The organism is Flavobacterium sp. KACC 22758 (genome assembly GCF_028736135.1).
Taxonomy (GTDB): Bacteria; Bacteroidota; Bacteroidia; order Flavobacteriales; family Flavobacteriaceae; genus Flavobacterium; species Flavobacterium johnsoniae.
Genome location: NZ_CP117878.1, coordinates 237404 through 255004, shown reverse-complemented (window position 1 = coordinate 255004; position 17601 = coordinate 237404). Strand labels below are relative to the sequence as shown.

Genomic DNA, 17601 nt, shown 5'->3' with positions numbered 1-17601 from the left:
TTAATACAGATTGCAGAATATGGATTTAAAGACAACAGATTAAAATCTAAAATCTTAAATCTAAAATCTAAAATAAAAATGGAACGTAAACATTACAAACAAGAAATAAACATGACTGAGGCATTGATCGCACGTATCAATGAATTGATCAGTCATTATCCGGAAGGCAAACAAAAATCGGCTTTACTGCCTGTTTTGCACGAAGTGCAGGATGCGCACAACAACTGGCTAAGCATTGAATTGCAGGACAAGGTTGCCGAAATTCTTCAGATAAAACCAATTGAGGTTTATGAAGTGGTTACTTTTTATACCATGTTCAACCAAAAGCCAATTGGAAAATATATGTTTGAATTCTGCCAGACGTCTTGTTGCTGCTTACGTGGTGCAGAGGATTTAATGGATTATACTTCTGAAAAACTAGGCATTAAAATGGGTGAAACTACCCCAGACGGAATGTTTACCATTGCTGGTGTAGAATGTTTAGGTGCATGCGGATACGCTCCGATGATGCAGCTGGGTGATTTCTACAAAGAAAAACTAACAGAAGAGAAAATCGATCAGATCATTGCTGATTGTAGAGATGATAAAATAATATTACACGATAAATAAGATGTCACAAAAAATATTATTAGATAAAATCAATGTTCCTGGAATTAAAACCTACGAAGTGTATCGCCAAAATGGTGGTTATGCTTCTGTAGAAAAAGCTTTAAAAACACTTACGCCAGACGAAGTTACTGAAGAAGTAAAAAAATCAGGATTACGCGGTCGTGGTGGAGCAGGTTTCCCTGCCGGAATGAAATGGAGCTTTATTGATAAAAAATCAGGAAGACCAAGACACTTAGTTTGTAACGCCGACGAATCTGAACCGGGAACTTTTAAAGACCGATTCTTGATGGAATACATTCCTCACTTGTTGATCGAGGGAATGATTACATCTAGTTACGCTTTAGGAGCAAACCTTTCGTATATCTACATTCGTGGAGAATATATGTGGGTTTTCAAAATTTTAGAAAGAGCAATCGCCGAAGCTAAAGCTGCAGGCTGGTTAGGAAAAAATATATTAGGTTCAGGTTACGACCTTGAACTTCACGTACACTGTGGAGCCGGAGCTTATATCTGCGGAGAAGAAACTGCACTTATTGAATCTTTGGAAGGTAAAAGAGGAAATCCTCGTATTAAACCACCTTTCCCAGCGGTTTCAGGACTTTGGGCAAATCCTACAGTGGTAAACAATGTTGAAACAATTGCAACGGTGCCGTGGATTGTAAACAATTCTGGTGACGATTATGCAAAAATTGGTATTGGACGTTCTACAGGAACTAAATTAATTTCTGCTTCTGGACACATTAAAAACCCTGGGGTTTACGAAATTGAATTAGGTCTAAGTGTTGACGAATTCATGAATTCTGATGAATACTTAGGAGGAATGTCTTCAAGCCGTCCATTAAAAGCATTTGTACCAGGAGGTTCTTCAGTGCCAATTTTACCAGCTGAATTAATTTTTAAAACAGCAAACGGAGAAGATCGTTTAATGACTTACGAATCTTTAAGTGATGGTGGTTTTGCTACCGGATCTATGTTAGGTTCTGGAGGATTTATTGTTTATAACGATACAGCTTGTGTCGTAAGAAACACTTGGAACTTTGCTCGTTTCTACCACCACGAATCTTGCGGACAATGTACACCTTGCCGCGAAGGAACAGGATGGTTAGAAAAAATCTTATGGAGAATCGAAAACGGTCAAGGCCGTGAAGAAGATATCGAATTATTGTGGAGCATTCAAAGCAAAATTGAAGGAAACACAATTTGTCCTCTGGGAGACGCCGCTTCTTGGCCAGTAGCAGCTGCGATTCGTCACTTTAGAGATGAGTTCGAATATCACGTTCGTTTCCCTGAAAAAATCAAAAATAGAGATCACTTTGTTGCTGAACCTTTTTCACAAGTAAAGCATTTAATAGGCGGTAAAGTAATCGTATAAAAATAAAAAGCAGAAAGTTATAAAGTTCATAATGTTAAAAAGGACAGCAATTCTTTTCAATATTTCGACTTTCAACAAAAAAGTTTAAAATAGTTTCAAGTTTCAAGTTTTTTTAGTTTCAGGTTTTAACCTGAAACGTGAAACCTGAAACTAAAAAAACAAAATTAAGAGATGAAAGTAACGATAGACGGTCAAAGTATAGACGTAGAGCCAGGAACAACAATCCTGCAGGCTGCACGTATGATTGGTGGAGATTTGGTGCCGCCAGCCATGTGCTATTACTCAAAATTAAAAGGCAGCGGTGGAAAATGTCGTTGCTGTTTAGTTGAAGTTTCGAAAGGAAGCGAAGCTGATCCAAGACCAATGCCAAAATTAATGGCATCTTGTGTAACAGGATGTATGGACGGAATGGAAGTAAATAGTAAATCTTCTGCCAGAGTTATGGAAGCCCGTAAATCTGTAACAGAATTTTTATTAATCAACCACCCACTAGACTGTCCTATTTGTGATCAGGCTGGTGAATGTGATCTTCAAAACTTAAGTTTTGAGCACGGAAACCCAAAATCACGTTATATTGAAGAAAAAAGAACATTTGAACCAGAAGATATTGGTCCAAATATTCAACTGCATATGAACCGTTGTATTTTATGTCAAAGATGTGTACAAGTGGCAGATCAATTGACAGACAACCGAGTTCACGGAGTATTAGATCGTGGAGACCACGCTAATATTTCAACCGGAATTTCTAAAGCAATCGACAATGAGTTTTCTGGAAACATGATTGACGTTTGTCCGGTTGGAGCTTTAACAGACAAAACTTTCCGTTTTAAATCAAGAGTTTGGTTTAACAAACCTTATAACGCACACAGAGAATGTACTACTCCTGGATGCTGCGGTAAAACTACAGTTTGGATGTTTGGAGGAGAAATTCAGCGTGTAACTGGTCGTAAAGACGAGTACCATGAAGTAGAAGAATTTATCTGCAACAGCTGTCGTTTTGATCACAAAGATGTGAATGACTGGGTAATTGAAGGTCCAAGAGAATTTGAAAAAGATTCTGTAATCAACCAAAATAATTACACTCAGAAATTAGAGAAAGTTCAAATCGATACTGAAAAGAACATTCTTTTAGGCCGTGATATTGACCGTAAAAAAATTAGTATGGCATCAATTCCATTAACTAATAAAGATAAAAAATAGTAAGAAATGGAAAGTGCATTTATTATAGAAAAAAGTGTTGTTATTGTTGTCGTTTTTGCGGTAACAATGATTATGGCAATGTATTCTACATGGGCAGAACGTAAAGTTGCTGCTTTCCTTCAGGATCGTGTTGGTCCAAACCGTGCCGGATGGGGAGGTTTATTACAACCGCTTGCAGATGGTATGAAATTATTCTCTAAAGAAGAGTTTTTTCCAAATACACCAAATAGATTTTTATTTATTGTAGGTCCTGCAATTGCCATGAGTACAGCCTTAATGACAAGTGCTGTAATTCCGTGGGGAGACAGACTGCATCTTTTCGGAAAGGATATTATTCTTCAGGCAACTGATGTTAACATTGCTTTATTATACATTTTTGGAGTTCTTTCTGTAGGTGTTTACGGCATCATGATTGGTGGATGGGCTTCTAACAACAAGTTCTCATTAATGGGAGCTGTTCGTGCGGCTTCTCAAATGGTTTCTTACGAAATCGCAATGGGATTATCTATGATCGCTTTATTGATGATGACAGGAACAATGAGTTTAAAAGTTATTTCTGAGCAGCAAGCCGGAATGAACTGGAACGTTTTCTATCAGCCATTATCTTTCTTAATTTTCTTAATTTGCTCATTTGCAGAAACAAACAGAACTCCGTTTGACTTAGCAGAATGTGAAAACGAATTAATTGGAGGTTACCATACAGAATATTCATCTATGAAAATGGGATTCTATTTATTTGCTGAATATGCGAGTATGTTTATCTCTTCTACTATTATTTCTGTATTGTTCTTTGGCGGATATAATTATCCTGGAATGCAGTGGATGGTTGATAATGTAGGTGTAAATACAGCTAACTTATTAGGAATCGCGGTATTGTTTGTAAAAATATGTTTCTTCATATTTTTCTACATGTGGGTGCGTTGGACAATTCCAAGATTTAGATATGACCAGTTAATGAACTTAGGCTGGAGAATTTTAATTCCGCTTTCGATTATTAACATCATGATTACAGGTGCAGTTATATTAAGACACGATATCGCAGCAGCTTTGGGATTCTAAAAACTGTAGTCAGCTTCAAATAAAAAACAAAATAGATTTGAATTTGAGCCATCAAATTTTGAATCATAAATTATAATAGTAAAAATGTCAATAGAAACTATATCATTATCGGGTAGAAAAAAAGTGGTCTCTAATAAAGAGATGACTTTTATTGAGCGATTGTATCTTGTGGCGATTGTAAAAGGTTTAGCAATTACGCTTAAACACCTTTTTAGAAAAAAAATTACCATTCATTACCCAGAGCAGGTTCGTGAAATGAGCCCTGTTTATCGCGGACAACACATGTTGAAACGTGATGAGCAAGGACGTGAAAACTGTACTGCCTGCGGATTATGTGCTTTATCATGCCCTGCAGAAGCTATCACAATGAAAGCTGCTGAACGTAAAGCAGATGAAAAACATTTATACAGAGAAGAAAAATATGCTGAAATCTATGAGATCAACATGCTTCGTTGTATTTTCTGCGGTTTATGTGAAGAAGCATGCCCGAAAGATGCGATCTATTTGACAACATCTAAAGTATTAGTTCCTGCTAATTATGACAGAGAAGATTTCATTTTTGGAAAAGATAAATTAGTGATGCCTTTAGAAATGGCAATTAAAAATACTCAACTTAATAACGCTAACTAATGATACACATTCCAGATCTTGCAAACGCAACTCCTGTAGGAGTGATATTTTGTATCTTAGCGTTAATTACGGTAATCACCGCTTTCCTGACTATTTTTAGCAGAAACCCTATTCACTCAGCCATTTACTTAGTGATTTGTTTCTTCTCTATTGCTGGTCATTATTTATTATTGAATTCTCAATTTTTAGCAGTCGTACATATTATAGTTTACTCTGGAGCAATCATGATTTTGTTCCTGTTTACGATTATGCTGATGAACCTTAACGAACAAAAAGACGTTCACAGACCTAGAATTACACGTTTAGGAGCTATTGTATCTTTCTGTTTAATTGTTATTGTTTTAATCGCAATTTTCATCAACTCTAAACCTATTGTAGGTGATTACGATTCAACAGGAGAGGATTTCCAGTCTATTGAAGTATTGGGTAAAATATTATTGAACGAATATATGGTGCCGTTTGAATTTGCTTCAATCTTACTTTTAGTAGCAATGATTGGAACTGTATTATTGTCTAAAAAAGAAAAATTAAATAAGTAATGGGTAATATATTAAATCAAATAGGTATTGAAAATTACATCTTTTTAAGTGTTGTACTTTTTTGTATTGGTGTTTTTGGTGTATTGTACAGACGAAATTCAATTATCGTTTTCATGTCTATCGAAATTATGCTGAATGCAGTAAACCTTTTATTTGTGGCTTTTTCAACTTATCATCAGGATGCACAAGGACAAGTTTTTGTATTCTTCTCGATGGCTGTTGCTGCTGCCGAAGTTGCGGTAGGTTTAGCGATTTTAGTTTCTATTTTCAGAAACATCGGCTCAATTAGTATCGATAATTTAAAAAACTTAAAAGGATAAATAAAAAATGGATACCAATTTAGCTTTACTTTTAGTATTAACTCCTTTTTTAGGATTTTTAATCAATGTTTTCTTTGGGAAAAGCTTAGGAAAAACAGTTTCTGGATTTATCGGAACTGCTGCCGTAGCGATTTCTTTTATAGTTACTCTTGTACTTTTTAATCAAATAACTTCTACCGGAAAAGGAATTGAAGTTACTTTATTTGACTGGATTCAGATTAGTAACTTAAAAATCAATCTTGGATTTTTATTAGATCAGTTATCTGTTCTTTGGTTATTGTTCGTAACCGGAATTGGATCTTTGATTCACTTATACTCTATCAGTTACATGCATGATGACGAAAACATGCACAAATTCTTCTCTTACCTGAATTTGTTCGTTTTCTTCATGATCACACTTGTAATTGGAAGCAACTTATTAGTATTATTTATCGGTTGGGAAGGTGTTGGACTTTGCTCTTATTTATTAATCGGGTTCTGGCATAAAAACCAGGATTACAACGATGCGGCAAAAAAGGCTTTCATCATGAACAGAATTGGAGATTTAGGTCTTTTAATCGGAATGTTCATTATTGGTTCAATGTTCTCTACTTTAGATTATGCAACTTTAAAAACAGCAATTGCCGGGGCTGCTAACTTAGATGTTTCATTACTTTCTTTAGCTGCTTTATGTTTGTTTATTGGGGCTTGTGGTAAATCTGCTCAAATTCCGTTATACACTTGGTTACCTGATGCGATGGCGGGACCAACTCCGGTTTCAGCTTTGATTCACGCTGCAACGATGGTTACAGCTGGTATTTTAATGGTAACAAGATTAAACTTTGTTTTTGATTTAGCTGTTGACGTACAAACTGTAATTGCAGTTATTGGAGCAATCACTTCTTTAGTTGCTGCTACAATTGGTTTAGTACAAAACGATATCAAAAAAGTATTAGCTTACTCTACAGTTTCGCAATTAGGTTTAATGTTTTTGGCATTAGGATTTGGAGCTTATGAAGTAGCGGTTTTCCACGTAATCACACATGCTTTCTTTAAAGCTTGTTTATTCTTAGGTTCTGGTTCTGTAATTCACGGATTACACGGAGAGCAGGATATGCGTAACATGGGTGGATTGCGTAAAGCAATGCCAATTACGTTCTGGACTATGCTGATTTCTTCATTGGCAATCTCAGGAGTTCCGTTTTTCTCTGGATTCTTTTCAAAAGATGAAATTTTATTAACAGCTTTCCACCATAGTATTCCATTATACGTTGTTGGATCTGTAGCTTCAATCATGACAGCTTTCTATATGTTTAGATTAATGTTCTTAACTTTCTTTAAAGAATTTAGAGGAACTGAAGAGCAAAAACATCATTTACACGAAAGCGGTTCATTAATTACTATTCCGCTTATCATCTTAGCTATTTTAGCAGCTTTTGGCGGATTAATAAGTTTACCTGGAAACAGCTGGTTAAATGAATATCTTGCCCCTCTTTTCACTAAAGCAGCTGGCGAAGAACATCATTTAGGCGCAACTGAATATACTTTAATGGGTGTTGCAGTATTAGGCGGATTGTTAGGTATTTTAATTGCTTATGTTAAGTACTTTAAACAAGATAATGTTCCTGAATCAGACGAAAACATTACAGGCTTAACAAAAGTGTTGTATAACAAATATTATGTAGATGAAGCTTACGATGCGATTTTTGTTCGCCCGGTAAATGCATTATCAAGATTCTTTAGAGACTATATTGAAACGGGATTATCGGCAGTTGTTTTTGGATTAGGAAAAGCAGCAAACGAATTAGCGTTTCAGGGTAAAAAACTTCAAACTGGAAGTATCGGATTATATCTTTTCGCTTTCGTTTTAGGTCTTTGCGCCATTGTTTCTTATATATTTTTAGCTCAATAATTTTATAACTATGAACGTTTCTCTTATATTAATTATTCTTTTAGTTGGTGCATTTGTCACTTATTTCGCTGGTGATAAAATCGCTTCAAAAGTAGCTTTGTTCTTTAGTTTGGCAGCTTTAGGCTGTTCGGTTGTATTGTTAAACCATTTTAATGCTGGAGAAAACATCAGCCTTATTAATGCGTGGATCACTCAGCCTAAAATTTCTTTTGCGCTGAATGCCGACGGATTAGCTCTTGCCATGCTTTTATTGACAACAGCTTTAACTCCGATTATTATATTCTCTTCTTTTGGAAATGAATATAAAAATGCAAAAGCTTTTTATGCTCTAATTTTATTTATGGCGTTTGCAATGACAGGAACTTTCCTTGCTGCAGATGGTCTTCTATATTATATTTTCTGGGAGTTAGCTCTTATTCCTATTTACTTTATTGCTCTTATCTGGGGTAATGGAGATGCTGAAGAACGCAGAAAAGCGGTAGTTAAATTCTTTATCTACACACTTGCCGGTTCATTGTTCATGTTAACTGCTTTTATTTATCTATACCAAAAAGCAGGTTCTTTCTTAATTGAAGATTTATACAAAGTACAATTATCTGCCTGCGAACAGTTTTGGATTTTCCTGGCTTTCTTTCTTGCTTATGCTATCAAAATCCCAATTATTCCTTTCCACACATGGCAGGCAAATGTGTACCAAAAAGCACCAACTGTTGGAACTATGCTTTTATCTGGGATCATGTTAAAAATGGGATTGTACAGTGTTATCCGCTGGCAGTTACCAATCGCAGCTGATGCGGCAATAGAATTCAAAAATATCTTTATAGCTTTAGGAATTGCCGGAGTTATCTACGGTTCAATCGTAGCATTAAGACAAAAAGATTTAAAGAAATTATTAGCGTATTCATCTCTTGCTCACGTTGGATTAATTGCTGCTGGAGCTTACACTTTAACTCTTGATGGTTTCCGCGGAGCTGTATTACAAATGATCGCTCACGGTTTTGTGGTTGTTGGATTATTCTATGCAGCAGAAATTATCTACAGAAGATTTGAAACTAGAAATATTAGTGAATTGGGCGGTATCCGTACACAATCTCCAAAGTTTACTTCTATGTTTTTAATTTTGGTTTTAGCATCTGTTGCTTTACCAACTACATTTAACTTTGTTGGAGAATTTACAGTATTATACAGTCTTTCTCAAATTAATATCTGGTTTGCAGTTTTAGGAGGTACAACTATTATTTTAGGAGCTTATTATATGTTGAAAATGTTCCAGAATGTAATGCTAGGTGAAACAAATTCAAAAATATTTGCTGACGTTTCTATAAACGAAGGAATTTCTATGGCCGCGATTATTGCTGTTTTAATATTCTTTGGATTTTATCCAAAACCAATTACAGATTTGATCACACCAAGTTTAGAAACTATATTAAGTGTTATTGAAAAAAAATATAGTACACTTTAAGTTGTAATACACAAAATAAAATATATTTTAAATAAAATAAATTAGGGCGTTTTAGATTTCCTAAATCAAAAAAACAAAAATGAATACATTAATAGCTATAACAGGATTGGGTATTTTCTGCCTATTGTTTGAAATTCTAAATTTTAGAAAAGGCATCGTTCCGTTTACCATTTTGGGTTTATTGGGTGTCTTAGCACTTAATTTCTATGAATTTGGAACAACAGCAAGTTATTACAATAATATGATTACAGTAAGCAAGTTCTCTACTGCATTCTCTTCATTATTTATTATTTTGACTATTTTCCTGGTAGCATTAAGCCATAATTTTTACGAAAATCACCAGACAAAAATCTCTGATTTTATTGCCATAAAAGTATTTTTATTGGCAGGAGCTGTTGCAATGGTTTCTTTTGGAAACTTAGCAATGTTTTTCCTTGGAATCGAAATTCTTTCTATCGCATTATATGTTCTTGCAGCGAGCGATCGTTTGAACATTAAAAGTAATGAGGCTGGTATGAAATATTTCTTAATGGGATCTTTCGCATCTGGAATTATCTTATTTGGGATTTGTTTGATTTACGGAGCAATGGGAACTTTTGATATTGCAGAAATTCACGAAAGCTCTTTATCTGCTGAGCTGCCAATCTGGTTTCCTATCGGTATGATTTTAATGACTATTGGAATGTTCTTTAAAATAGCGGCTGTACCATTTCACTTTTGGGCGCCGGACGTTTACGAAGGTTCTCCAGCTTTAACCACTGCTTTGATGAGTACTTTGGCAAAAGTAGTAGCGATTGCAACTTTATTTAAATTAGTTTCAGGATTGAACTTAATTCCTTCTTTAGAAAATCAGGATCTTTCAAACACATTTACAAACGTTATCCTAACTATTTCAATTGCTTCTATGACAGTTGGTAATATCATGGCGTTACGTCAGGTAAACGTAAAACGTATGCTTGCATTCTCTGGAATTTCTCACGCAGGTTTCATGTTAATGACATTCTTAACTATCGCAACTTCTGCTGGTGTTCTTTTATATTACACTGCTGCTTATGCTTTAGCCGGAATTGCTGCATTTAGCGTTATTTTATACGTTTGTAAAAATCAGGATAACGAAGACATTACAAACTTTCATGGTCTAGGAAAAACAAATCCATTATTAGCTGCGATTTTGACTGGTTCATTATTGTCTATGGGTGGTATTCCAATCTTCTCAGGATTCTTTGCAAAATTATTCTTGTTTAATCAGGCACTTCATGCCGGTTATGTAGCAATCGTAATTGCAGCGGTAATCAACTCTATCATTAGTGTTGGATATTATTTCAAATTAATTTTGGCAATGTATTCTAAAGAACCTAACGAAGAGCGTACAGGGAAACCATTTCTTATTTATGCTGTTGCTATAATTTCTATTGGTTTAAATATTGCTTTAGGTTTATTTCCTTCATTAGTTTTAGACTTATTGAATTAAAAATTCAAACTAAAAAATATACAAATCCATCAAGAAGTTTCTTTTGATGGATTTTTTGTTTTAAAGCTGTTTTTCAAAAGAAAATTTCATGTTAAAAATTTCAGCTTAATCCTTAGACTTCGAAAAAACTCCATATATTTGGGTTCACTAAAAGCATAAAAACTATGGCCTTTAATTCAAAAAATCCATTTTTAAGTAACAAGCGTTTTTCATCAAATGCTGTTTCGAGAGCTGAAGAAGTACACGAAGCAAAGATTATTGACTACAATCAGGAAATGACCTTGTCTGGTACAATAAATAAAACAGCTATTTTATTTTTAATTTTATGCGGTTCTGCAATGGTAACATGGTGGATGGCATTTAACGGAATGAAAATCATGATTCCTGCTATTGGAGGTGCAATTGTTGGATTTGTTTTAGTACTTATTTCTGCATTCAAACCACATTTATCACCATACCTGGCTCCTGGTCATGCCTTATTTGAAGGATTATTTATTGGGGGAATCTCAGCTATTTTTGAAGCTATGTACCCTGGAATTGTAATTAATGCTGTAGGTGCAACTTTGGTTACTTTCTTGGTATGTCTGGGATTATATAAATTTAGAATCGTAAAAGTTACAGAACAATTCAAATCGGTTGTTATTGCTGCTACACTGGCAATCGCTACTTATTATTTAATTTCTTGGATTGTTTCTATGTTTATAAACTATCAGCCAGTTCATCACGGAAATTCTATGATGAGTATTGGAATCAGCATTTTTGTAATCGTAATTGCTGCTTTGAATTTATTCTTAGATTTTGACCAAATCGAAAAAGGAGTTGAACAAAGAATGCCAAAATTCATGGAATGGTACGGCGCAATGGGATTAATGGTAACATTAGTTTGGCTGTATATCGAATTTTTAAGATTACTATCTAAATTTGCAAGCAGAGATTAATTATTTCTCAACTAAAAATATAAAAGCCTTTTTGAAATTCAAAAAGGCTTTTTTTATGCTCAAAACTTTACTTTACAATAATTTGAATCATCTAAAGTGAATTGTTTTTTTAATAAAACTGAAAATTTCACAAAAACATAAAAAAAAGACGTAAAAATAACATTTAAGAATTGTTCACTTTTTTGTAAGTAGAGAAGTCAGTAAAATCGATGCTTCTGGATAAAACACAAATTATGTAATAAATTACAATTAATGCAATTTATTACATTTTAACCAAAATAAATAAATTATTTTTTTAATATACATTTTTTTATAGACATTAAACTGAGAATATGTAAATTTTACATAGCTTTGTGTAATCGATTACAATTAACTTGTGTCGACAATCACAAATAACCACAAAAACTATTATTAATGTCTAACTTAAACAATTATGAAAAAAAACCTACTTTTTATGACTATGTTTCTAATTGCTTTTCAAACATGGTCACAACAGATTAATGAAGCAAGCGGATGGCTTGAGTCTGTATTTGTAAAATGGCAGCCAGTAAGCAATGCCCAAACCTATAATGTGTACTATACCGGAGGCGGACTTGTAGATCAAAAAATAGACAACGAACTTATTAGAAGTTACGGAACTTATTTTCGCGCTGACATTCCGGGTTTAAAAGCCGGATCTTATACCGTAAAAATTAAACCGGTTATTTCTGGTGTTGAAGGAACTGGAACCACAACAAGTTCTTTAACGGTTAAAGCTCATGACCGATCTGGATTTGCGTTTGCAAATTCACGCATTCCCGGTGCTTACAATGCAGATGGAACGCCAAAAAGCAACGCAGTAATTCTATACATTACACAGCAAACCAAAAACACTGTTTCTTTAACGGTGACTGGCGCATCAGCAAACCCATGTGTTGGATTACAAACAATTCTTGACGGCTATAAAAAAGGGAAAGACACAAGACCTTTAATTATTCGTCTAGTTGGTCAAATTACTGATTTATCGTATATGATGAATGGTGATCTTGTAATTGAAAACAACAATAATGCTGCAAGCTATATCACAATGGAAGGAATTGGAAACGATGCGACAGCAGACGGATGGGGAATTAGAGTTAAAAACGCGTCAAACATAGAAATCCGAAACATCGGAATTATGAATGTAGACAGCGGCGAGGGCGACAATATTGGATTACAGCAGGACAACGATTATGTATGGGTTCACAATTGTGATTTCTTTTATGGAAAACCTGGAAGCGATGCTGACCAAATAAAAGGTGACGGAGCTTTAGACTGTAAAAAATCAACTTACGTAACCTTTTCATACAATCACTTTTGGGATAATGGAAAAAGCAATCTTTTGGGTTTAAGCGAAGGAACTACCGAAGGTTTATTTATAACTTATCACCACAACTGGTATGATCATTCAGATTCTCGTCATCCAAGAATTCGTTATTATTCAGCTCACGTTTATAATAATTATTACGATGGAAATTCTAAATACGGCGTAGGATCTACATTAGGTTCTTCGGTATTTGTAGAAGCTAATTTTTTTAGAAATTGTAAATATCCTATGCTGACTTCAATGCAGGGAACAGATGTTTACAATGGTGCAACAGGAACTTTTTCAAGTGAAGACGGCGGTACAATTAAAGCTTATAATAATACTATGAGCGGACAAAACCGTTTTGTTGGGTATAATGCCACAACCTATCCTGTAGAATTTGACGCTTATGTTGCGGCAACAAGAAATGAAACAATCAGCAGCACTATTAAATCAAAAAAGGGAGCAAAAACGTATAATAACTTTGATACCAATTCGAGTGTAATGTATGCTTATACTCCTGAAAGTCCTGAAAATGCAAAAACAACAGTTATGCAATATGCAGGTCGTGTTTCTGGCGGTGATTTTCAATGGACATTTAATAATGCTGTAGATGATACTGCCGATGGTGTAAACATAGGTTTAAGAGATGCATTAAATGCTTACCAGACAAGTTTAGTTTCTATACAAGGCGGAACAAACCCTCCGGCTGGAAATCAAACTTTAACGTCAACTTCAAATAATAACCAAACTGTTACTAGCGGTACAGCAATTGGAACAATCGTTTTTACATGGGGAGGTGACGCAACAGATGCGACTGTGACAGGATTGCCTGCATCCGGATTATCATTTGTAAAAAATACAACAGCAAAAACAATCACAATTACAGGAACTCCAACTGCTACAGTAACGTATTCTATTGCTACAACGGGTTCAGCTGGAACTCCGGCAACGGGAACTGGAACTATTACGGTTAATGCTGCAGGAACTCAAACGCTCACATCGACTAACAATAACAGCCAGACTGTTGCCAGCGGAACTGCAATAAATTCAATTGTGTTTACTTGGGGAGGCACTGCTGCAGATGCTGCTGTAACTGGTTTGCCGGCTTCAGGCATCAGCTTTGTAAAAAACACTTCGGCTAAAACCATTACGATTACCGGAACGCCGACAGCAACGGTTTCTTATTCTATTACAACAACCGGAACTGGAACTGCAGCAACAGGTTCAGGAACCATTACAGTAACAACCGGCAATCCTGCCGGAGATGAAATACACAATTTTACAACATCGGGCAAAACAAGTGATTTCTATACCATAACGGGTAATCTTTCTACCACTAAAGGAACTGTTACTTATAATGGTTTGACTCTTACACAATGTTTAAAAATAGAATCTGCTACAAGTATTACTTTTACGACTACTCAGGCCAGCACACTGACTTTAGTTTTTGTAGAAGCTGCAGGTACAATAAAAGTTGATAATGTAGACAAAACAGCTTCAAATGGAATTGTTACGGTATCACTTGCTGCAGGAAATCATACAATTGCCAAAAAAGATACTTCAAACCTATTCTACATGGTTACGGCTTACAATACTGCAACGCTTAAAACGGTTCATCCAGAATCTCTGGATACAGCAAGCTCTAAACCATTTTTATATCCAAATCCGGTATCTGGAACGTTATATTTATCTGATCAAAATCAGAAAGTTGAAAAGGTACAGATTTACAATGTTTTAGGAATTCTAGTTAAAACATCTCAAAAAGGAAATGAATCTATCGATTTGGGCAATTTAGCTTCTGGAACTTATCTAGCAAAAATATTTACTGCAGATGGTTCTATCAGCCAGACAATTGTAAAAAAATAAGCAATTAGAATATTTTCTAAAAAAAGGCTTCCAGATTATTGGAAGCCTTTTCTATATCATATTTATCTTTTTCTATTTCTAAATTCCTGCTGTTCGGTCATTTTACCAAATTCTTTAAAAAAACTTTTAATAGTTTCAAGATTGAACATTACATACAAAATCATTCCGAGAAAAATGGTAATCCAGCTGTACACAATTTTTACACCCGAAATATCCAAAGCCACAACATACAAAATAATCGTAGGCATAATTGATACTAAAAGTGTTAAACCCAAAGCCAGCATTAACGGATTAACAAAAAAGCTGTTTATACTATTCAAACCAATCTTTCTTAACAATACAGCAATAAACAATAACCCAAGAATACCAAAAATTATTCCGGCAAAACCATAAATCAAAACCTGATCTTTAAGCTCGTTTATTTGATTTTCGTAACCAAAAAAAGTATTAAAGCTGAATTCCATCGTATTTTTTTTCCTCTGGTAAAACGTCAAATAAACTTTGTGTTTTGTATCCGGCTACTTTGGCCAGAATAAAATTAGGAAACTCCTGAATTCCTACATTGTAAAGATTAACACTGTCGTTAAAGAACTCACGTCTGTCTGCAATTTTATCTTCCATCTGCGAAACTCTTTTTTGTAATTCCAAAAAATTAGCATTAGAAGCAAGAGTTGGGTAATTTTCAGAAACCGCAAAAAGATTTTTCATTGCTTTTGAAAACTCATTCGCATTTTCAATTTTTTCATCGACTGTTTTTGAGTTTAGAAAATCTGTTCTTAATTTAGTCAAACTAGTGAGCATTGCTGTTTCGTGCTCCATAAATTTAGAAACTATTTTTACCAGCTCCGGTACTTCATCTGCTCTCTGCATCAAAATAACATCGATGTTTCTAAAGGCTTTTGCGTAGTTGTTTTTCAGCATAACCAGCTTATTATAAATTCTGATAAATAAATTAAAAAATATAATCAGAAGCAGTATTCCGGCAATTAATGCAATATTTTGAACAGTCATAATTCTTTAATTTAAAATGATATAAATGAGTATAAGCGTTATAAAAAACAAGGTTGTTAAAAGAGAATCTAAAAGCGGTTTGTATTTATTTCTAAAAGAAATACTTCTGGGAAGTGCAATACCAAAAACAGAATCTGAATCGCCTTTTTTGATAAACACATCTCCATTATCTGAAGAAGCATAACCAATAAGCAGCATATAATCGTTGGTTTTCAAATACGTTTCAGTATGTCTCGTTTTACCTCCCTGCTGATTGTCGATTCGGTCAAAATAATACTCCAGCCCTTCTCCATCCACAATTACAGATCCGGTTTCATCTTTTATTTTAAACTTACCCGTTTTGCATTCAGTAAATATGGTGCTGTAAGTTGTTCTTCCATCATCATCCGGTTTACTTTCTTTTTCAATTTTATAATAATAACCAATACATGGCTTGCTGAAATAAGGTGAAATAATAGGCTCAATTTCTTCTAAATCTCCCACAACTTCAACCTGTCCCATTGCTGCAGAAGCAATTTTTGAAGTCGGCAGAATAGATTGAAGCCTCATAAACTTACTCTTTTTACTTGGAAAAAAGATATTACTAATGATAATAAAACCGGGAATAATTAAAAACAGAAGTTTCAGATTACCACTTTGCGCCAGATAAAAGAAAGCACCAATAATGCAGGCACCAACCAAAAAACCAAGAAGTTTTTTGTCTAAAGGTGTTTTTTGAATATTATGTTTAGTATTGAATTTTTCTCTTTCTTCCTTTTCTCGTTTACTGCTTCGAATGCCGGAATAAATCATTCCGATAATAGCAAATAAAAAAACGGAAGCAAATAAGAATAAAATAACCGCAAAAGGATAACTTTTATGAATCAGGAAACTGATTCCAACAAGCAAAGGAGATACAATGAAAAAAAGCCAGTCCGGAAATTTTAGATTAAATAAACCTGAAAAAATAACCGTTTGAAAGAAGGCAATTCCCAAACTGAAAATCATCAGGAATATAACGCCCGCTCCGTCTATTTCGTTTTGAGTAAGAAAATCCAAAAATTCATTCATCTTAAAAAAAGGTTACATTAATTTTATTGTATTAATTTCTAAAATACAATTTCGACTTCGTTTGAAAGCAGTCTGCGGATCTTATTTCTTTCAGCATCAGAAATTGGATTATGACTCAAATCAAGACCAATAAGCTTATGCAGTTTATTGATATCATTAGGAATTTCACTGATTTCATTATGGCTCAAAATAAGAAATTTCAAGTTTTTAAATCCTAATATTTCTAAAGGAAACTGGTTCAGTTTTGATTTTGACAAATCCAGCTCTACAACTGATTCCGGTTTTAATTTTGCTTCTTTTAGATTATAAAAAGTCGATTTTACTTTTTTAGTTTCTTCTTTATTTTTGTTTAAAAGCCCAAAACCAGCTAAAATAAGCGAGGCTAAAAAGAAGATGCACAAGAAAGCAGGCCAAACTGGATCTTCATTTTTTTCTGTAGTAAAAAGTCTCTGGTAGACATAATAAGCCATTCCGAAAAACAGCACCAGAAACAATCCTAAGACGATTAAATAAAACAAATATTTAAAAAACGTGAAAATAAGATTTTTAACGCTGGCAGTATTTTTTGCGAATTTGAAATAGAGAACTAAAAGCAAAACTAAAAACCAAAAAACGCCAGTTCCTATTTTGGCAGCTGTATTTCCGTTTTCAATAACAGAAAAAGTAATAAAAGTGGGAAACATCAAAACAAACCAAATAATAATTGCAGCAAAACCAATTGAAACACAGCCTGGTTTACTCTCTTTTTTGTTTGATTTCAGCCAAAAATAGGCCAATATAAACGACAAAAAAAGTACTGCTATAAATCCGTATCCAAAAGGGGTAAGTCCGGCTAAAAAAATTAAATTCATTTTTT

General features: G+C 34.3%; 16 protein-coding genes. 12 read left to right on the top strand and 4 right to left on the bottom strand.

The window, feature by feature from the left end; genetic code table 11:
- Positions 1-78 precede the first annotated feature (78 nt).
- From PQ462_RS01165 to PQ462_RS01110, 12 genes are all read left to right on the top strand, one after another.
- On the top strand, positions 79-609 hold the full coding sequence (locus PQ462_RS01165; protein WP_012023324.1) for a complex I 24 kDa subunit family protein: 531 nt from the start codon (positions 79-81) through the stop codon (positions 607-609).
- 1 nt (position 610) lies between these two features.
- A complete protein-coding gene (nuoF, locus tag PQ462_RS01160; RefSeq protein ID WP_274252069.1) occupies positions 611-1981 on the top strand; it encodes an NADH-quinone oxidoreductase subunit NuoF in 1371 nt (456 codons plus the stop codon).
- Positions 1982-2152: 171 nt separating this feature from the next.
- The gene (locus tag PQ462_RS01155; protein ID WP_012023322.1) at positions 2153-3181 is read left to right on the top strand and encodes a 2Fe-2S iron-sulfur cluster-binding protein; all 1029 of its coding nucleotides are present in this window, start codon (positions 2153-2155) and stop codon (positions 3179-3181) included.
- 6 nt (positions 3182-3187) lie between these two features.
- Positions 3188-4240, top strand: a complete 1053-nt coding sequence (gene nuoH, locus PQ462_RS01150) for an NADH-quinone oxidoreductase subunit NuoH (RefSeq protein ID WP_121362603.1) — start codon at positions 3188-3190, stop codon at positions 4238-4240.
- Positions 4241-4324: 84 nt separating this feature from the next.
- Positions 4325-4870 (top strand): NuoI/complex I 23 kDa subunit family protein, encoded by a 546-nt coding sequence (locus tag PQ462_RS01145; protein ID WP_012023320.1) that lies wholly within the window; start codon positions 4325-4327, stop codon positions 4868-4870.
- Positions 4870-5409, top strand: a complete 540-nt coding sequence (locus PQ462_RS01140; protein ID WP_012023319.1) for an NADH-quinone oxidoreductase subunit J family protein — start codon at positions 4870-4872, stop codon at positions 5407-5409. The genes PQ462_RS01145 and PQ462_RS01140 overlap by 1 nt, the downstream gene beginning before the upstream one ends.
- Complete coding sequence (gene nuoK, locus PQ462_RS01135; protein ID WP_012023318.1) at positions 5409-5729, top strand: NADH-quinone oxidoreductase subunit NuoK; 321 nt, start codon at positions 5409-5411, stop codon at positions 5727-5729. The genes PQ462_RS01140 and nuoK overlap by 1 nt, the downstream gene beginning before the upstream one ends.
- A 7-nt stretch (positions 5730-5736) precedes the next feature.
- On the top strand, positions 5737-7620 hold the full coding sequence (gene nuoL / locus PQ462_RS01130) for an NADH-quinone oxidoreductase subunit L (protein WP_274252068.1): 1884 nt from the start codon (positions 5737-5739) through the stop codon (positions 7618-7620).
- Positions 7621-7630: 10 nt separating this feature from the next.
- Positions 7631-9082: a complex I subunit 4 family protein gene (locus tag PQ462_RS01125; RefSeq protein ID WP_012023316.1), complete on the top strand. Its 1452-nt coding sequence runs from the start codon at positions 7631-7633 to the stop codon at positions 9080-9082.
- Positions 9083-9161: 79 nt separating this feature from the next.
- Complete coding sequence (locus tag PQ462_RS01120) at positions 9162-10553, top strand: NADH-quinone oxidoreductase subunit N (protein WP_012023315.1); 1392 nt, start codon at positions 9162-9164, stop codon at positions 10551-10553.
- Between the two features lie 164 nt (positions 10554-10717).
- On the top strand, positions 10718-11491 hold the full coding sequence (locus PQ462_RS01115) for a Bax inhibitor-1/YccA family protein (RefSeq protein WP_274252067.1): 774 nt from the start codon (positions 10718-10720) through the stop codon (positions 11489-11491).
- 433 nt (positions 11492-11924) lie between these two features.
- Positions 11925-14684 carry a pectate lyase family protein gene (locus PQ462_RS01110; protein ID WP_274252066.1) on the top strand — a complete coding sequence of 920 codons (2760 nt, stop codon included), beginning with the start codon at positions 11925-11927 and terminating at the stop codon, positions 14682-14684.
- Between the two features lie 62 nt (positions 14685-14746).
- Here the strand turns inward: PQ462_RS01110 and PQ462_RS01105 are convergent, their stop codons facing one another.
- Genes PQ462_RS01105 through PQ462_RS01090 form a run of 4 tightly spaced genes read right to left on the bottom strand, consistent with a single transcriptional unit; the run spans position 14747 to position 17596 of the window.
- Positions 14747-15148, bottom strand: coding sequence for a hypothetical protein (locus tag PQ462_RS01105; RefSeq protein WP_274252065.1), 402 nt, complete (start codon positions 15146-15148; stop codon positions 14747-14749).
- Positions 15132-15695 (bottom strand): LemA family protein, encoded by a 564-nt coding sequence (locus PQ462_RS01100; RefSeq protein ID WP_274252063.1) that lies wholly within the window; start codon positions 15693-15695, stop codon positions 15132-15134. Before PQ462_RS01100 ends, PQ462_RS01105 begins: the two co-directional genes overlap by 17 nt.
- A 6-nt stretch (positions 15696-15701) precedes the next feature.
- Positions 15702-16745: a hypothetical protein gene (locus PQ462_RS01095; RefSeq protein ID WP_274252062.1), complete on the bottom strand. Its 1044-nt coding sequence runs from the start codon at positions 16743-16745 to the stop codon at positions 15702-15704.
- A 38-nt stretch (positions 16746-16783) separates the two neighbouring features.
- Positions 16784-17596: a leucine-rich repeat domain-containing protein gene (locus tag PQ462_RS01090; RefSeq protein ID WP_274252061.1), complete on the bottom strand. Its 813-nt coding sequence runs from the start codon at positions 17594-17596 to the stop codon at positions 16784-16786.
- Positions 17597-17601: the final 5 nt, after the last annotated feature.

Bases quoted from the DNA above. Each gene is read 5' to 3' on its own strand.
- PQ462_RS01165 (WP_012023324.1), top strand. From the start codon at position 79: ATGGAACGTAAACATTACAAACAAGAAATAAACATGACTGAGGCATTG.
- nuoF (WP_274252069.1), top strand. From the start codon at position 611: ATGTCACAAAAAATATTATTAGATAAAATCAATGTTCCTGGAATTAAA.
- PQ462_RS01155 (WP_012023322.1), top strand. From the start codon at position 2,153: ATGAAAGTAACGATAGACGGTCAAAGTATAGACGTAGAGCCAGGAACA.
- nuoH (WP_121362603.1), top strand. From the start codon at position 3,188: ATGGAAAGTGCATTTATTATAGAAAAAAGTGTTGTTATTGTTGTCGTT.
- PQ462_RS01145 (WP_012023320.1), top strand. From the start codon at position 4,325: ATGTCAATAGAAACTATATCATTATCGGGTAGAAAAAAAGTGGTCTCT.
- PQ462_RS01140 (WP_012023319.1), top strand. From the start codon at position 4,870: ATGATACACATTCCAGATCTTGCAAACGCAACTCCTGTAGGAGTGATA.
- nuoK (WP_012023318.1), top strand. From the start codon at position 5,409: ATGGGTAATATATTAAATCAAATAGGTATTGAAAATTACATCTTTTTA.
- nuoL (WP_274252068.1), top strand. From the start codon at position 5,737: ATGGATACCAATTTAGCTTTACTTTTAGTATTAACTCCTTTTTTAGGA.
- PQ462_RS01125 (WP_012023316.1), top strand. From the start codon at position 7,631: ATGAACGTTTCTCTTATATTAATTATTCTTTTAGTTGGTGCATTTGTC.
- PQ462_RS01120 (WP_012023315.1), top strand. From the start codon at position 9,162: ATGAATACATTAATAGCTATAACAGGATTGGGTATTTTCTGCCTATTG.
- PQ462_RS01115 (WP_274252067.1), top strand. From the start codon at position 10,718: ATGGCCTTTAATTCAAAAAATCCATTTTTAAGTAACAAGCGTTTTTCA.
- PQ462_RS01110 (WP_274252066.1), top strand. From the start codon at position 11,925: ATGAAAAAAAACCTACTTTTTATGACTATGTTTCTAATTGCTTTTCAA.
- PQ462_RS01105 (WP_274252065.1), bottom strand. From the start codon at position 15,148: ATGGAATTCAGCTTTAATACTTTTTTTGGTTACGAAAATCAAATAAAC.
- PQ462_RS01100 (WP_274252063.1), bottom strand. From the start codon at position 15,695: ATGACTGTTCAAAATATTGCATTAATTGCCGGAATACTGCTTCTGATT.
- PQ462_RS01095 (WP_274252062.1), bottom strand. From the start codon at position 16,745: ATGAATGAATTTTTGGATTTTCTTACTCAAAACGAAATAGACGGAGCG.
- PQ462_RS01090 (WP_274252061.1), bottom strand. From the start codon at position 17,596: ATGAATTTAATTTTTTTAGCCGGACTTACCCCTTTTGGATACGGATTT.